Annotated in this window: 12 protein-coding genes; 7 read left to right on the forward strand and 5 right to left on the reverse strand. The window is 71.6% G+C overall.

The genetic code is table 11. From position 1 onward, the window contains the following. Positions 1-8: 8 nt before the first annotated feature. The gene (locus tag R2E43_RS33360) at positions 9-452 is read right to left on the reverse strand and encodes a DUF6643 family protein (protein WP_003977808.1); all 444 of its coding nucleotides are present in this window, start codon (positions 450-452) and stop codon (positions 9-11) included. A 295-nt stretch (positions 453-747) separates the two neighbouring features. Here R2E43_RS33360 and R2E43_RS33365 point away from each other — a divergent pair, with 295 nt between their 5' ends. Continuing rightward, complete coding sequence (locus R2E43_RS33365) at positions 748-2,070, forward strand: TerD family protein (RefSeq protein WP_332056833.1); 1,323 nt, start codon at positions 748-750, stop codon at positions 2,068-2,070. An 18-nt stretch (positions 2,071-2,088) separates the two neighbouring features. Here the strand turns inward: R2E43_RS33365 and R2E43_RS33370 are convergent, their stop codons facing one another. Further along, complete coding sequence (locus R2E43_RS33370; protein ID WP_079028373.1) at positions 2,089-3,324, reverse strand: glycosyltransferase; 1,236 nt, start codon at positions 3,322-3,324, stop codon at positions 2,089-2,091. 57 nt (positions 3,325-3,381) lie between these two features. Here R2E43_RS33370 and R2E43_RS33375 point away from each other — a divergent pair, with 57 nt between their 5' ends. Both R2E43_RS33375 and R2E43_RS33380 read left to right on the forward strand, forming a co-directional pair. Further along, complete coding sequence (locus R2E43_RS33375) at positions 3,382-4,167, forward strand: glutamate racemase (RefSeq protein WP_030873288.1); 786 nt, start codon at positions 3,382-3,384, stop codon at positions 4,165-4,167. A 79-nt stretch (positions 4,168-4,246) separates the two neighbouring features. Further along, positions 4,247-4,789 (forward strand): lipoprotein, encoded by a 543-nt coding sequence (locus R2E43_RS33380; RefSeq protein WP_003977812.1) that lies wholly within the window; start codon positions 4,247-4,249, stop codon positions 4,787-4,789. Positions 4,790-4,845: 56 nt separating this feature from the next. Here the strand turns inward: R2E43_RS33380 and R2E43_RS33385 are convergent, their stop codons facing one another. Continuing rightward, positions 4,846-5,859, reverse strand: a complete 1,014-nt coding sequence (locus tag R2E43_RS33385; protein WP_332056834.1) for an O-antigen ligase family protein — start codon at positions 5,857-5,859, stop codon at positions 4,846-4,848. A 291-nt stretch (positions 5,860-6,150) separates the two neighbouring features. Here R2E43_RS33385 and lnt point away from each other — a divergent pair, with 291 nt between their 5' ends. The 4 genes from lnt to R2E43_RS33405 all read left to right on the forward strand — a co-directional run bounded on the left by lnt (position 6,151) and on the right by R2E43_RS33405 (position 11,129). Next, positions 6,151-7,764, forward strand: coding sequence for an apolipoprotein N-acyltransferase (gene lnt / locus R2E43_RS33390; RefSeq protein ID WP_016325593.1), 1,614 nt, complete (start codon positions 6,151-6,153; stop codon positions 7,762-7,764). A 68-nt stretch (positions 7,765-7,832) separates the two neighbouring features. Continuing rightward, a complete protein-coding gene (locus tag R2E43_RS33395) occupies positions 7,833-8,312 on the forward strand; it encodes an NUDIX hydrolase (protein WP_003977815.1) in 480 nt (159 codons plus the stop codon). Positions 8,313-8,367: 55 nt separating this feature from the next. Then, positions 8,368-9,168 (forward strand): 3-hydroxybutyrate dehydrogenase, encoded by an 801-nt coding sequence (locus R2E43_RS33400; RefSeq protein WP_011027518.1) that lies wholly within the window; start codon positions 8,368-8,370, stop codon positions 9,166-9,168. A 56-nt stretch (positions 9,169-9,224) separates the two neighbouring features. Continuing rightward, positions 9,225-11,129, forward strand: a complete 1,905-nt coding sequence (locus R2E43_RS33405) for a helix-turn-helix domain-containing protein (RefSeq protein ID WP_329432969.1) — start codon at positions 9,225-9,227, stop codon at positions 11,127-11,129. A gap of 42 nt (positions 11,130-11,171) precedes the next feature. On the opposite strand, the gene R2E43_RS33410 is transcribed toward R2E43_RS33405, so the two are convergent. Further along, complete coding sequence (locus tag R2E43_RS33410) at positions 11,172-12,560, reverse strand: MFS transporter (protein ID WP_191848833.1); 1,389 nt, start codon at positions 12,558-12,560, stop codon at positions 11,172-11,174. 1,127 nt (positions 12,561-13,687) lie between these two features. Next, a complete protein-coding gene (locus R2E43_RS33415) occupies positions 13,688-16,672 on the reverse strand; it encodes an RNaseH domain-containing protein (RefSeq protein WP_332056835.1) in 2,985 nt (994 codons plus the stop codon). Between the last annotated feature and the right edge of the window lie 57 nt (positions 16,673-16,729).

A 16,729-nucleotide genomic window follows, 5' to 3' on the forward strand; every position in this document is an offset into this window, starting at 1 on the left:
AGGACGGCTCAGTAGCCGCGGTACTGCTGCTGGTTGTACGGATCCTGGTACGGCGCTGGCGCCGGCCGGGGAGCCGCGGGCCGCATCGCCTCGTACCCCGCGGGGCCGGGCGCGCCCGGACGGGGCTGCTGCGGCTGCTGCGGGCCGGGGTATCCGCGAGGCGCGGTCGCCTGGTGCGGGATGTACGCGGCGGGCGCCTGCTGCAGCGGGGCGGGCTGCGGGGCCTGCTGCGGGTATCCGTAGGAGGGCTGCGAGGGGCCCGCCGGGAGGGCGGGCAGGGCGGACGGCAGCGCGGGCAGATGGCTGCTGCTCGGCATGTCGTACGCGGCGGGAACCCGGATCGGGGCGATCTGCGGTGTGCCCCGTTCGGCCACGAGCGAGTCGTAGATCGGGGTGTCCGGGAAGGAGGCGGAGTAGTAGCCGCCGCCATAAGTGGAGCGGGGGGAGGTCATGGCCATAAGTTAAGCCCACGATGTGCTGGTTGGGGAGACCGATAAGAGGGTTGTTTTCCGTGTCCGCAGTGACCGGGCATCCCCAATGCGAGCGAACTTGGCAAAATAGGGCGTCACGCCACGCGATTTTGCGGTAAAGGCCGAGTTCTGGGCGGGTTACCGGCGGTTGACCGAACCTTCCGCCGGACTCTTCTTCAGGGGCGGGCGGCCCGGAGAATAGGTTGTGCGTCAGGAACTCGACGATTCGCCGGGACAAGACTCGGCTCGGTGACACGTGATGGGGGCGGACATGTCAATGTCGAAAGGATCGAACACCCCGGTGCCGACGACGGCGCTGCGGGTCGAACTGGGCTGGCGATCCGGCCCCGGCGTGCCCGACGCGGACGCCTCCGCCCTCCTGCTGGTGGGCGGCAAGGTCCGTTCCGACGCCGACTTCGTCTTCTACAACCAGCCGGCCCACGCCTCCGGCTCGGTCCGCCACGAGGGCAAGCGGGACGCCGGCGGCCGGGTGACCGACAGCCTGCTCGTCGACCTCACGCGCGTGGAGCCCGCCATCGAGACGGTGATCCTCGCCGCCTCCTCGGACGGCGGAGCCTTCGGGCAGGTCCCCGATCTCTACATCGAGGTGCGCGACACCGCGCGGAACACCGTCGTGGCCCGTTTCGACAACCCGGGCGCAAGCGTCGAGACGGCCTTCGTGCTCGGCGAGTTCTACCGCCGCCAGGGCGCCTGGAAGTTCCGCGCCGTCGGACAGGGGTACGACAGCGGACTCGAGGGCCTGGCCACGGACTACGGCATTTCGGTGGACGAGCCGCAGCACGCCCCGCCTCCGCCCGCGCGGCCGGCGACGACGGCCCCGCCGGTCCCGCCCGCCCCCGCGGCCACGACGCCCCCGCCCCCACCGGCGCCTCCCGCGCCTCCCGTGGCACGGCCGGCCGCCGCGCCCCCGCGGCCCCCGGCCGCGCCCGCCGCCGAGCCGGTCCGGCTGACCAAGGTCACGCTCACCAAGGCCGCGCCCTCCGTCTCGCTCACCAAGCAGGGCGGCACCTCCGGCGCGATGCGCGTCAACCTCAACTGGCAGGTGCGCAAGCAGTTCTCGGGCTGGGCCCGCAAGCTCGGCCGCCCGGTCGCCATGCACGACGACCTCGACCTCGACCTGTGCTGCCTGTACGAACTGAGCGACGGCAGCAAGGGCGTCGTCCAGGCGCTCGGCAACGCCTTCGGGGCGCTGCACCAGCCGCCGTTCATCCACCTCGACGGCGACGACCGCACCGGCGCCGTGTCGACCGGCGAGAACCTCACCATCAGCCTCGACCACCAGCGGTACTTCCGGCGCATCCTCGTCTTCGTGACCATCTACGAGGGCGCCCGCTCCTTCGCCGACCTGCACGCCACGGTCACCCTCCAGCCCCAATACGGCGCGGCGGTCGACTTCTCGCTCGACGAGTGCACCGTGCCCTCGACGGTGTGCGCCCTCGCGCTGATCACCAACACCGGAAACGACCTCGTCGTCCAGCGCGAGGCCCGCTACCTGGTGCCCGAGCGCGGGGTGAGCCCGCAGCGTACGGTCGACTACGCCTACGGCTGGGGCATGAACTGGACCCCCGGCCGCAAATGACCGGCCCCCGGGAAGCGCTCAGCCCGCCCGGCCCTCCTCGGCCACCGCGTCCGGACGGGCGTAGGTGCGGCCCTTCCAGGCCGCGCCGCGCCCCCGGTAGTGCTGCACCGCCGAGTCGACCGTCATCAGCAGATAGAGGAACGCGGTGAACGGCAGCAGCGGCGCGAGCCACAGGGGCTGCCGGTAGTAGCGCAGCATCGGCAGGTACGTCCCCGCCATCACCAGCCAGGCGGCGGCGCCCAGGGCGGCCGTCGTGCCCTGCCCCGTCGCCGCTCCGACGAGCACCGCCGCGGGCGGCACCAGATACACCAGGGCCAGGCCGAGCACCGTTCCGGCCAGCACCAGGGGGTTGTGCCGCAGTTGCGCGTAGGCGCTGCGCGAGACCATCCGCCACAGGTCGTGCAGCCGCGGATAGGGGCGCACGCTGTCCACTCGGTCGGCCAGGCCCAGCCAGACCCGGCCGCCGGTGCCCTTGACCGCGCGGGCGAGGGCCACGTCGTCGATGACGGCGTGCCGGATGGCGTCCGGGATCCGCGCCCGCTCGGCGGCGTCGGCCCGCAGCAGCACGCAACCGCCCGCCGCGGCCGCCGTCCGCGTGGCCCTCCCGCGCCCGCTGCCGGCGCGGCCACCACCGATCCACCGGAACGGGTACAGCTGGGCGAAGAAGTAGACGAAGGCCGGCACCACGAGCCGCTCCCAGACGCTCTCCACCCGCAGCCGGGCCATCTGGGAGACGACGTCGAAACCTCCGGTGCCGGCCGCGGACACCAACGCGCGCAGACTGTCCGGCGCGTGCGCGATGTCGGCGTCCGTCAGCAGCAGGTACTCGGGCTCACGCGCGCGTGCCAGACCGATGCCGTGCCGCACCGCCCACAGCTTCCCGGTCCAGCCGGCCGGCGGCTCCCCGGGCGAGGCCACGGTGAGCGGCAGCCCCTCGTGCCGCCGGGCCAGCTCGCACGCCAGCCCGCCCGTGCCGTCCGTGCTGCCGTCGTCGATCAGGAAGACCTCGGCCCGCCCCGGGTAGTCCTGGGCGAGCAGGGACGGCAGGCTCGCCGGCAGCACCGCCGCCTCGTCGCGCGCGGGGACGACGACGCACACCGAGGGCCAGTCGTCGGGCTCCTCGCGGGCCGGAAGTCTGACGTCGGTACGCCAGAAGAAGCCGCGGGCGAGCAGCAGCCACAGCCAGGCGGCGAGGGAGAGGGCTGACACCAAGGTCACGACGGTCACGACGGAAGTCCACGCATCGGCGCTCACGTGCGCAGTCTGCCGCACGGCACCGGCCGGTGGCGGCGCATCGTCTATGGTGGCCGGGTGAAGATCGCGCTCATGGACTCCGGAATCGGTCTGCTGGCGGCCACCGCCGCGGTACGGCGGCTGCGACCGGACGCCGATCTCATCCTCTCCCTGGACCCCGACGGGATGCCCTGGGGCCCGCGGACCCCGAAGGACCTGACCGGGCGTGCCCTCGCCGTGGCCGAGGCCGCCGCGGCGCACCGCCCGGACGCCCTGATCGTCGGCTGCAACACCGCCACGGTGCACGCGCTGCCCGCGCTGCGCGCCCGGCTCGAGCCCGACGTACCCGTCATCGGCACCGTGCCGGCGATCAAGCCCGCCGCGGCCGGTGGCGGCCCGGTGGCGATCTGGGCGACGCCGGCCACCACGGGAAGCCCCTACCAGCGGGGCCTGATCGAGGACTTCGCCGGGGACACGGAGGTCACCGAGGTGCCGTGCCCGGGCCTCGCCGACGCCGTCGAGCACGCGGACGAGACCGCGATCACCGAGGCCGTCGCCGCCGCGGCCGCCCTCACACCCGACGACGTGACGACGGTCGTCCTGGGCTGCACCCACTACGAACTGGTCGCCGAACGCATCCGCGCCGCCGTGCAGCGCCCCGGTGCCCCGCGGCTCGTCCTGCACGGCTCCGCCGGAGCCGTGGCCGCCCAGGCGCTGCGCCGGATCGGCGCCCGCCCCGACCCGGGCGCCCCGGCGACGGGCACCCTGACCGTGCTGCTGAGCGGACGCGAGGGCACTCTGCCCGCGCCCGCGCTGGCCTACGACGAGGGTCGGCTGCTGCGCGCGGTCACGCCGGCCGGCTGACGGGCCCGCCCGCCCGGTCGGCCCAGTCACCCTGCGCGACGAGGTACCCGCACAGCGAAACATGAGTAACCTCATAGCCATGAGGCATCGCCACGGCGAGACCGTCCCCCAGCCCAACGTCTGGACCGGCCGTGCCACCAACCGGGTCCAGTGGTTCCTGGCGCTCATCGGAGCCGCCTGCATGGCGCTCGGCATCGCCCTGGCCGTCGAATCGGCCTGGGAGTCCGGCGTCGCCCCGCTCGCCATGGCCGTCGTCGGCTGCATCGCGGCCGGACTGCTGGTGCTGTTCGGCACGCTCGCGTTCGTGCACGTCGCGCTCAGAGTCGACGAGGACTGCCTCGAAGTGCGCTGCGGCCACATCGGCGTGCCCCGCCGCCGCATCCCCCTCTCCCTCGTCGCGGGCGCCGAGTTCGCGCCGCACGTCACCCCGCGCCACTGGGGCGGCTGGGGCTACCGGTGGCGGCCGGAGATGGGCACGGCCGTCGTCGTACGGCGCGGGGAGGGCCTGATCCTGCGGCTGCTGGACGGCCACACCTTCACGATCACCGTGGACGACGCGGAGGCGGCCGTCCAGGTCATCAAGGACCGTCTGCGCCCGAAGGCACCGGGCCCGGCACACTGAGGCCGGGCGGGCCCGGCCCGCCGAGCCCGCGGGACGAGAGGCCGAGCCGCAGTGTCTCAGCGGGGCAGTCGGCCCTTTTGCGGCCTTACGTCCGCGCCCCGGGCCGGTGACTCCGCCGCGAGGGGACGGGCCGTGGCCAGGCCCGCGAGGAGCCCCGCGCCCAGCGGGACCGCGGTGAAGCTCAGCGCGTTGCCGACGACGGCGATGGCCGCGAGCCCGGTGAGGGCCGCGCCCGCGGTGAGGACGACCGGAGTGGGGCGCGGGGAGCGCCACAACGCGTACAGCAGCCAGCAGAAGGCCGCGGCCAGCAGTGCCACCCCCACCAGCCCCTGTTCGGCAGCCTGCTGCCACACCGCGGAGTGCGGGCGGCCGTCCGGCACCGGCGACCCCGCGGCCGTCGGGCTCGACGCCCCGAACTGTCCCGGTCCGACGCCGAGGGCCGGTTCCTGGCGCAGCAACTCCAGCGCGTCGGCCCACAGCCGGACGCGATGGGAGGTCAGCTGTCCCTCGAGGGCCGCGGCGAGCCCGTCCGGCACGAAGCCGCCCGGCACCGCCCAGCTCAGGCCGGTCACCAGCCCCGCGCCGAGGCCCAGCCCGGCGATCCCCGCCCCGCGGCGGCGCACCCGGCCGGCGGCGAGTGAGCACAGCAGCACCACCGCACAGGCCACGCATCCGGCGACCGAGCCCAGTACGGCCGCGATCACGCCGATCACGGCGGCCAGCAGCCGTAACGCGGCCCGCACGGCCGGGGTCCCGCCCGCCCACGCCCCGCAGCACGCGGCGCCCGCCGACAGCGCGAGCAGGGCGGCGGTCGCACCGGCGTGCCCGAGCGGTGCGGTGAGCCGCGGCCCCGGCGCGAGGTGCGGGACGGCGACCGCCAGGACGCCCCCGGCCAGCGCGACGGCACAGGGCGCGCCAACGGGCAGCAGCGCCCCGCCGATCCGACCCGCCGCGTAACCGGCGGTCACGGCCAGCACCGCGAGCAGCACACCCTCGGGGCGGCCGTCGCGCGCGGCCGCGGTGATCAGCGACCAGGAGGCGCAGGCGGCGAGAATCACCGCCCCCGCCATGTCCACGCCGCCGTGTCTTGGGCCGTCCGCGACCGCACCGGCCGCAGCCGCCGTCCCCCTCGAACCCACCGTGTCCCCCGCCCGCGTCGCCCCCGACCTGACGGGCCCCCGCCGCCCGGCGGAATCGGACCGGCGACCGGGGCTCGGCCACACCGTAACGGCTGGTCGGCGGATTGTGGACCGGTCGGCGCCCGGTCGTGGCGAAACGATGCGGCACAGGTCGCCCACGGCCCGCCGACGTCCTCGGACCGTCCTGTCCTCGGCCAGGTCACCCGCCGTACACTCCGGGGGGTGACAGCCACCGCAACCACCGTCGGCGAGCCGGACCGGACGCAACCGCAGCCCACGCCCGCCTCCCGGGCCGTCTCGCGACTCGCGCGCCTCCTCCCGGCCGCCGCCGCGGCGCTCTCCGGAGTGCTCCTCTACATCAGCTTCCCGCCGCGCACCCTGTGGTGGCTGGCGCTGCCCGCGTTCGCCGTCTTCGGCTGGGTGCTGCGCGGCCGCGGCTGGAAAGCGGGCCTCGGCCTCGGTTACCTCTTCGGCCTCGGCTTCCTGCTGCCCCTGCTGGTGTGGACCGGCGTGGAGGTCGGCCCGGGCCCCTGGCTCGCGCTGGCCGCGATCGAAGCGCTCTTCGTGGCGGCCGTCGGCGCGGGCGTCGCCGCCGTGTCGAAGCTGCCGGGGTCGCCGGTGTGGGCGGCGGCGGTGTGGATCGCCGGGGAGGCGGCACGCGCGCGTGCGCCCTTCGAGGGCTTCCCCTGGGGCAAGATCGCGTTCGGCCAGGCGGACGGCGTGTTCCTGCCGCTCGCCGCGGTCGGCGGCACGCCGGTTCTCGGCTTCGCGGTCGTCCTGTGCGGCTTCGCCCTCCACGAGGCCGTGCGCCTGGCCGTCCGGGCCCGCCGCGGCGACGAGGTGCGGCGCGGTGCCGCGGCGGTGGCACTCCTCGGCGTGGCCGTACCCGTGGTGGGCGCCGTGGCCGCCCGGCCGCTGGTCAGCGACACGGCGGAGGACGGCACCGCGACCGTCGCCGTGATCCAGGGCAACGTGCCGCGCGCCGGACTCGGCTTCAACGCCCAGCGCCGGGCCGTACTCGACTACCACGCGCGCGAGACACAGCGGCTGGCCGACGAGGTGAAGGCGGGCAAGGTGGCACGCCCCGACTTCGTCCTCTGGCCGGAGAACTCCTCGGACATCGACCCCTTCGCCAATGCCGACGCCCGCCTGGTCATCGACCGGGCCGCCAAGGCCGTCGGCGCGCCCATCTCGGTCGGCGGCGTCGTGGAACGCGACGGCAAGCTGCTCAACGAGCAGATCCTGTGGGACCCGGACAAGGGGCCCGTCGACACCTACGACAAGCGGCAGATCCAGCCCTTCGGCGAGTACCTGCCGCTGCGCTCGCTCATCGGGGCGATCAACGACGAGTGGACCTCCATGGTCAGCCGGGACTTCAGCAGGGGCACCGAACCCGGCGTGTTCACCATGGCCGGGACCAAGGTGGGCCTGGTGACCTGCTACGAAGCGGCCTTCGACTGGGCCGTGCGCTCCGAGGTCACCGACGGCGCCCAGATGATCTCCGTGCCCAGCAACAACGCGACCTTCGACCGCAGCGAGATGACCTACCAGCAGCTCGCCATGTCCCGGATCCGTGCGGTCGAGCACAGCCGGACCGTCACCGTCCCGGTGACCAGCGGCGTCAGCGCGATCATCATGCCGGACGGCCGGATCACCCAGAAGACCGGCATGTTCGTGGCCGACTCCCTGGTGCAGGAGGTGCCCCTGCGCTCCTCCGAGACGCCCGCCACCCGGCTCGGCATCGCACCCGAGATCGCCCTGGTGCTGGTCGCCGCCGGCGGGCTCGGCTGGGCCGTCGGCGCCGGTGTGCGCGGTCGACGCGCCCGTGACGTGTAGCCGTACGCCCGGTGCACGCCCCGCGACGACGGCGGGAGCGGTCCGGCCGCCCCGTTAGGGTCGGACGCATGGCTACTCCCGATTTCATCCGCGACCTGCGCGCCTCGGCCGGACATCAACTCCTCTGGCTCCCCGGAGTCACCGCCGTCGTCTTCGACGACGAAGGCAGAGTGCTGCTCGGCCGGCGGTCCGACAACGGGCGCTGGTCGCTGATCGGAGGCATTCCGGAGCCGGGGGAGCAGCCCGCCGCCTGCGCCGTGCGCGAGGTCGAGGAGGAGACCGCCGTCCAGTGCGTCGTCGAGCGGCTGGTCCTCGTGCAGGCGCTGAAACCGGTCACCTACGACAACGGTGACGTCTGCCAGTTCATGGACATCACCTTCCGCTGCCGGGCCGTGGGCGGCGAGGCCCGGGTCAACGACGACGAGTCGCTCGAGGTGGGCTGGTTCGAGGTGGACGCGCTGCCGGACATCAAGGAGTTCGGGCAGACCAGGGTCAAGCAGGCCCTGTCCGACGCCCCCACATGGTTCGAACCCACTGGTTCCTTCTGAAGTATGGGGCGTGACCACATGGGGGACCGGGGCGGACGCTGCCTAGGGTCGGGGCATGACCTCGCCCAGCGTCCTCCAGGCCCCCCACGCCTCCTCGCTCGACCTGCACGGCCGCACCGCCCTCGTCACCGGCGCCGCCGGCGGCATCGGCCGCGCCTGCGCACTGCGGCTGGCCGCGGCCGGGGCCGAGGTCAGAGCGGTCGACCGGGACGCCGCCGGTCTCGAGGCGCTCGCCGGCAGCTGCGGGGACCTCGCCGGCAGCGTCGAGCCGCAGGTCCTCGACCTGACCGACCTGGACGCCGCCGAACGCGCAGCGGCCGGCACCGACGTCCTCGTCAACAACGCCGGGCTGCAACTGGTGCGGCCTCTGGAGGAGTTCCCGCCGGACGTCTTCCACACCGTGCTCACCGTGATGCTGGAGGCCCCCTTCCGGCTGATCCGCGGCGCCCTGCCCCACATGTACGGGCAGGGCTGGGGCCGCATCGTCAACATCTCCTCCGTCCACGGTCTGCGGGCCTCCGCCTACAAGGCCGCCTATGTGTCCGCCAAGCACGGGCTGGAGGGACTGTCCAAGACCGCCGCCCTCGAAGGCGCCGCCCACGGCGTCACCTCCAACTGCGTGAACCCCGCCTACGTCCGCACCCCGCTGGTGGAGCGGCAGATCGCCGACCAGGCCCGGGCCCACGGGCTCCCCGAGGAGCAGGTGCTCTCCGACGTACTGCTGCGCGACAGCGCCCTGCGGCGGCTGATCGAACCCGACGAGGTCGCCGAAGCGGTGGCATACCTGTGCGGCCCGTACACGGTAGGCCTCACGGGCACCTCACTCGTCCTGGACGGCGGCTGGACCGCGCACTGAGCCGGGGTTTTCCACAGGGCTGCCGGGACGAGCGGGTGATGGGGAATCCTGTGAGCATGTCCCGTGATCACGCGCAGTCCGCCGAGACGCCGTTCCTCGAGCTGCTGGCCCGCGGCGCCTCCGCCGACGCCTACGAGCAGCCGGTGCTGCTCGCCCGCGCCGAGGGCGGACCGGCCGAGCGGACCGACGCGCTCCAACGGGCCAAGCACCTCGCGCTGCGGGTGCGCTCGGAGCTGGAGGGCCGGCGCAGGCGCGAGGCCGAGCTTTCCGCGCTGTTCGAGACCGCCCACGACCTCGCGGGACTGCGGGACCTGGACGCGGTACTGCGCGCGATCGTGCAGCGCGCCCGCTCCCTGCTCGGCACCGACGTCACCTACCTCAGCCTCAACGACCCCGACCGCGGCGACACCTACATGCGGGTCACCGAGGGCTCGGTCGCCGCCCGCTTCCAGCAACTGCGGCTCGGCATGGGGGAGGGCCTCGGCGGCCTCGTCGCCCAGACCGCCCGCCCCTACGTCACCGACGACTACTTCAAGGACGCCCGCTTCCAGCACACCGGCACCATCGACGCGGGCGTGCGCGACGAGGGCCTGGTCGCCATCCTCGGCGTACCCCTCATGCTCGGCCACCACGTCATCGGCGTGCTCTTCGCCGCGGACCGGCGGGCCAGGGTCTTCGAACGCGAGCAGATCGCCCTGCTCGGCTCCTTCGCCGCCCTGGCGGCCGCCGCCATCGACACCGCCAACCTGCTCGCCGAGACCCGCTCGGCCCTCGCGGGCCTGGAGCGGGCCAACGAGATCATCCGGGACCGCAGCGGTGTCATCGAGCGCGCCTCCGACGTCCACGACCGGCTCGCCGAGCTCGTCCTGCGCGGCGGCGGGGTGCACGACGTGGCGGCCGCCGTCTCGCAGGTGCTGGACGGCACCGTTGAGTTCACCGAGGCGGCCGCGGCACCCGAGTACGCGCTGGAGGCGTCCCGCGCCGACGGACACGTGGTGCGGCACAAGGACGACTGGATCGCCGCCGTCGCCGCCGGTGACGAGCTGTTCGGCGCCCTCGTCCTGCGCGGGCACCCCGGACTCGACCCCGTCGACCAGCTCACCCTCGAACGCGCCGCGATGGTCACCTCCCTGCTGCTGCTCGCCCGCCGCTCCGCCGCCGAGGCCGAACAGCGGGTCCGCGGCGAGCTCCTGGACGACCTGCTCGACGCCCGCGACCGCGATCCGCGCCTGCTGGACGACCGGGCCCGACGGCTGCACGCCGACCTGTCCGCCACACACGTCGTCCTCGCCGCCCGCCTCGACGCCACCGAGACCGACGCCGACCAGGAGGCGGACGCGCGCCGGCGCCTGTGGGCCGCGGCCTCCCACCTCGCCGCGACCCGGCACGGCCTGGCCGCCGCCCGGGACGGCGGCACCGTACTGCTGCTGCCGCTGACGGACAGCGACAGTGCCACCGATCTGGCCCGCCGCACCGCCCGGCACCTGGGCCGCGCGGTCCACGAGGCCGTCACCGTCGGCGCCTCCGCGCCCGTACGGGATCTCGCCGCCCGTCCCGAGGCCGTGGCCGCCGCCTACACCGAGGCCGGACGCTGCCTGGACGCCCTGCGCCTGCTGGGCCGGGGCGGGGACGGCGCGGCGGCCGAGGACTTCGGCTTCCTGGGCCTGCTGCTGGCCGGAGATCAGGACGTACCGGGGTTCGTCGACCGCACCATCGGCCAGGTCGTCGCCTACGACGAGCGGCGCGGCACGGAACTCGTCCGCACCCTCGGCGCGTACTTCGCCTGCGGGATGAGCCCGGCCCGGACGAAGGAGGCCCTGCACGTCCACGTGAACACCGTCGCCCAGCGCCTCGAGCGCGTCGGCCGGCTCCTGGGCGACGACTGGCAGAGCCCCGACCGCGCGCTGGAGATACAACTGGCCCTCAGACTCCACCGGTTGTCGGCCCCGGCACGGCACTGACCCCCGCGCGCACGGGCGCACGGGGGCGGTGACGGGGGCGGCTCAGACGGTGCGCGCCCGCTGCGCACGGGAGTCGGACACCGGCCCGTCCTCGTCCGCGTCGCCGGCGACGGAGTCCACCTCCGCGAGGTCCCGGTGCCGGGTCTCCCGGGCCACTCCCACGGCGAACAGCGTCAGCACGGCCGCCGCGATGACATACAGCGAGATCGGCGTCGAGCTGTCGTACTCGGACAGCAGCGCGGTGGCGATCAGCGGCGCCGGAGCACCAGCCGCCACGGAGGCGAACTGGGCGCCGATCGAAGCCCCCGAATAACGCATCCGGGTCGCGAACATCTCGGAGAAGAAGGCCGCCTGGGGCGCGTACATGGCGCCGTGCAGCACCAGCCCCACGGTCACCGCGAGCAGCAGACTGCCGAAGTGGCCGGAGTCGATCAGCATGAAGAAGGGGAACATCCACAGCCCGACACCGGCCGCCCCCAGCAGGTACACGGGGCGCCGGCCGATCCGGTCCGACAGGGCGCCCCAGGCCGGTATGACCGCGAAGTGCACGGCCGAGGCGATCAGCACAGCGTTGAGCGCGGTCTGCTTGGAGACGTCGGCCGTGGTCGTGGCGTACACGAGGATGAAGGCCGTGATGACGTAGTAACTGATGTTCTCCGCCATCCGCGCGCCCATCGCGATCAGCACGTCGCGCCAGTGGTGCCGCATCACGGCGACCAGCGGAAGCGGCTCGGCCTTCGCCTTCCGCGACTCCGCCTGCGCCAAGGCCTGCTTGAAGACCGGTGATTCGTCGACAGACAGACGAATCCACAAACCGACCATGACCAGGACCCCGGAAAGCAGGAACGGAATCCGCCAGCCCCAGCTGTTGAACGCGGCGTCCGACAGCACGGCCGTGAGCAACGACAGCACCCCGGTCGCGAGCAGTTGCCCGGCCGGCGCCCCGGTCTGCGGCCACGACGCCCAGAACCCGCGCCGCCGCGCGTCCCCGTGCTCCGACACCAGCAGTACGGCCCCGCCCCACTCACCGCCGAGGGCGAAACCCTGGACGAGCCGCAGCACGGTCAGCAGCACGGGAGCGGCCGTGCCGACGGTCGCGTGGGTGGGGAGCAGCCCGATCGCGAACGTCGCCCCGCCCATCATCAACAGGCTCAGCACCAGCAACTTCTTACGCCCGAGCCGGTCACCGTAGTGCCCGAACACCAGGGCCCCGACCGGCCGCGCGGCGAACCCGACGGCATAGGTCAGGAACGACAACAGCGTGCCGACCAGCGGGTCGGAGTCCGGGAAGAACAACTCGTTGAACACGAGCGCGGCGGCGGAACCGTAGAGGAAGAAGTCGTACCACTCGATGGTGGTGCCGATGAGGGACGCGGCGACGATGCGCTTGAGGTTGTTCGGGGCTGGTGGAGCGGTTGCGGGCGACGACATCGGCACCACTTCCTGGGGTGTGACGGGGACGTTTGCGTGTCGCCACACCGTAGGAATCCGCAGGTCAGCCGCACATGTGGCGGGGCAACATAGTTCGAGGGTCAGCTATGCGCGCGGCCACCATGCCGGCTTGTGAAAAGGCGTCGCAGGGGATCGGTGGTGATCGAAACGAGTGCCGTCCGGGACGCGTAGTTCAACACGATTTGACGGTGCGGTGCTGACTCCCGTGCTGGTTTGGTGCTGACTAAAATCCCACGTCATCACCCGTGCTCACCTGTTCCGTGCTGACTTGGTGCTGACTACGCTCCGTTGAACTCGGGCATCTGGGATTGATCGACTCAGAGTCGTTGCGTGGCAGGTGACCGGACTGAGAGACCGAGTCCGGCCTTGCCGCTCAGCCGCCGTCGGCACGGGCAAGGCGCTGCGTCTGGGCACGGTGCATCCTGGTCCCAGGAGGTTCTTCGTCTGCTGGTGGTACAGCGGTTGCGCGCCCCTGAACTGTGGTGATGGCGCAAAAGGTAGCCTTCGTGGCTCAGTTGGTCCGCGTATGGTCCGGATCTTGCTGGAAGGGCGACGCCGGATGGGAGTCGCCGCATCTGCGGTACCACATGGCACAGGTTGTAAAGACCGTCCATGGGCGTCCACGTCAGTCCAGGGCAGGTGCGTAGTAGCAGGTCAGGGCATCGCGGTCCGGGGGAGTCGGCGTAGTTGGTGACAGACTTGTGAGAGCGCCGGTGATACGGCGAAGCCCCGTCGGAAACATCACGACGGGGCTTCCGCATGGAGGGGGCTATGACAGAGTGCGGCGTCCGGCAGCACGGGCACTGACGCTTGGACTCCCGGCTCTGGAGCACCGGGAGCAAGGATGCCGGGCGTGGTAGGGCCTGGCCGACCACACGGCACACACGTTCGCTCAGCCCGCCGAACGGCTTTGCCTTCGCGAATGTGGCGAGTCCCTCGACTGGCCAGTGTGCCTTCAGAGCGCGACCAGGAGGCGGTGTCCAAACCATCGACGGAAGATCGCGGTGCCCCGTCATAGGGGCAATGCGGCCAGCGTTGCTGCCGTTCGGCGTGGCGGCCTCATCTTCGAGGCCGCCACGCCGAACGGCTCGGAGCCGTCCCGGTATCTACAGGTCGGTGCCGCTGGCTTCCTTCAGGATTTCCATGCTCTCAGGGTCCTTCGGCTCGGAGCGTCGGTACTGGGGGTGGCCAAGGTCCATCTGAAGCGCGGCGTGGAGCGGGGCCGGGTATCGCGTCCGGTCTGACCAGGAGAGCGCCTGGTGACAAAGCCGCGCCGCGGCAACCGCGAGAATCTCTCGGTCGTAGCCGTCCCGCGTGTGCATCGGGGTGATCTCCCTGGTGGTCATGCTGTACCAGGGTGCGTTCAGTTCGTTCTCCTTGCGCTCGTCGGCATTCTTCGATGCTTTCCCCGGGTCGGCGCGCCAGCGGGTCTTCCACTGCCCATGGCGCTTCTTGCCGTAGTTGCGGGGTTCGGTGAACAGGAACCAGGGGTGGCCTTCGGGCCGGGCTTCCGGGTAGTAGAGGTCGCTGGAGGTCTTGAGCGGGACGGTCTTGCCGTTCTTCTGCTTCTCGGTGACGGCGACCAGACGGGGCATTTCCGCCTGCGCGCAGTTCATGCGGATGATGCTGACCGGATTCCAGGACGGGGGCAGTCCGCTTGCGGGGAGCCAGAGGCGCGGGTCCCCGGGATCTTTTCCGAGGCCCTGCTTGTTGTTGTGGAGGCCGGGCCATACACGGCGGCTGGCGTGACCGTCGATCATCAAGGCGTAGGGCAGGCCGTCGAGTTCGTCGTGGAGCTCTTGGAGGGCGGTGCGGACGTCTTCACCGGCCTGTGCCCAGCGCTGGATTTCGCCGTCGCCGTTTTCAGTGTGAAGAGGGTAGTTGGCGGCGTGGAAGTTGCTCTGTGCGAGGGCGTAGTGCTCCCACTGCGGGTGGATGTTGCTCCAGCCGATCATGCGCCACGGGCCGCCGGGTTCAGGGGAGGGGATGATCACGCTGGCGGTGATGATCCTTTTGGGCTGGCCCTTGTACTTGCGGTCCGTGGCCTGCTTGCGGATGTGGATGCCGCAGAAGGCCATGCAGGGCAGCGGGTAGGGGTCGTCGCCGGGGTAGAGGGCACGCTCGAAGCGGTTGTCCACGACCCCGCACGAACGGTAGAGGTCCAGCAGACCCATGTAGACGCGGTGATCCTCGAAGGCTTTCGCGGGCCTCTTGATGATGGTGAAGGTCTTGGTGAACGGGTCGTACTCGCGGCCGACGAGGAATTGGGACGGGACTGCAGCCTTGGCGAGCTCCCGGACGACTTGGTGCTTGGCGTCGTTCTCCGCCAGGGCGGTCTTCACTTCGGCGGGCTTCATGCCCTCGTGTTCCTCGCCGCGCACCGGGATCTCTGTCTCACACCAGGCGGCGAGGAGGACGCCGGGTTCTGCGAAGGTGCCGGCGATCCTTTGGGCGTCAGTGGCGCGCTGAGTGCCGGGGCCGTGCTCCAGCAGGGCTTCGGCGTTGCAGAAGACAGCTTCGATGCCGTCTGCGAGCGGGAAGGACTTCTTTCCGCCAGGGTCCGGATCGATGCCCTCCGGGTCCAGCCCGTAGGGGTGGGCGAGACCGTGGATCATCCGCGTGAGGGTCGCGTCGCGGTACCACAGGCACAGGATGCGGAGTTTCTTGTATCCGGCCGCTTCGATGGAACGGCGAATACCCTCCGGGGAGGGCTTGCCGATGAGATCGACGTATTCGCCATCCTGCTTCTTCTGTTTCTTCTCTTTCTCCTGGGCGGCGGTGGCGGGCTCGTGGGAACGCTTACCGAAGACATTCCCCTTCGACTTCAGGTCGAGCAGGGAGACGGCGTCACCGAAGACTCGCTGGATGTGTTCCCGCAGCAGGGAGAGATGGTAGATGCCGGCGCCGGTACCGACGGCGAAGGAGTCCGTCTTCGGCATGGTCGGCCTGATCGCGCCAGGAGGAGGAGTCAGGATGTCGATCCTCTTGCCATTTTCGTCCCTGGCGTTCAGGCGGCTGCGCTCACCGGCGACGCTTTCCTCGATGGCGTTGAGCGATGACCGGTCGGCGTCCATCTTCGCCAGGATTTCCAGCGCATGCTTGTTCGTCTGTCGCAGACCGCGCCCATCCAGGGACACAGACATGATCGGCCGGTCTGTTCCCTGGTCCACGAGAACGGTGCTGGCGTGGATCACCGTGTTGTTGATGCGCCGGATGTGAGCGTCAAGATTCAGGACGGGGTTCGGCTCGGCCGTGTAGGTGGCCATCTTCACCGACAGGCGGGACAGCGCGTACTGGACTTGACTGCGGGTGGGGTTCTCGGGACGGGCCTTGAGCGCTTCGGCGAGGTCGACCGGGTGGGCGAGGGTGGCGAAGACCGGGCCGATGGGCTGTTCCCAGGCGATCAGGTCACCGTTGCTGATGGGCCGGTACTGCACGGCCGCGACGTTGTCGGAGGGCTGCCAGCCGACGGTCCTGTGTTTCACCTGGCCGTTCGTCGCCTCGTACGCCTCACGGACCGGCTCGACTTCCCGGTCGAGGAAGGGCTTTGCCGCCAGCTTCTTGGCGATGTGCCACTTCACCGCCTCATAGGCCCAGCTGTCCGGACTGGCGGGCTTGCCGTCTTCCTCCTGGAGGATGTTCTTAGCCAGGCTTCGGCGCTCAGGAGCGACGTCCGCGACCAGTCGGGCCAAGGTGGGTGGATCCATGAAGGGGATCTCATCCAGAGGAATCCGGCGGACGATGCCTTCCAGGTAAGTGAAGACCGTCCTGAGGGCGTCGGGCTCCACGGGGTTGAGCGTCACCATGAAGGCCAGGTACTTGTCCAGGTAGACGTAGCCATCGGTGATCTGCTGGAGCACGGTGACAGCGATGGAATAGGGGACCAGGAAGGGGTCGGATTCCTGGACACCCTTGATCCATTTCGCGTTCTTTGAGGCCGTGCTCCCCAAATCCCGCCAGGCCGTGCGGATGGGCGAGTGGTAGTCGCCGAAGTCCCAGACCAGGGCGGTCATGCCGTCCAGGAGCTCGGGGGTGCACCGGATCGATGTGGTGTGCGCGGTGAGATCCCGCTGCGTGTTGCTTCGCCCCATGAGCGGGGGTACCTCGTCTCTCGGTCTCTCCGCTTGGGAGAGGATGCGGGTCCGTCT

The sequence above is a fragment of the Streptomyces violaceoruber genome (assembly GCF_033406955.1).
Taxonomy (GTDB): Bacteria; Actinomycetota; Actinomycetes; order Streptomycetales; family Streptomycetaceae; genus Streptomyces; species Streptomyces violaceoruber.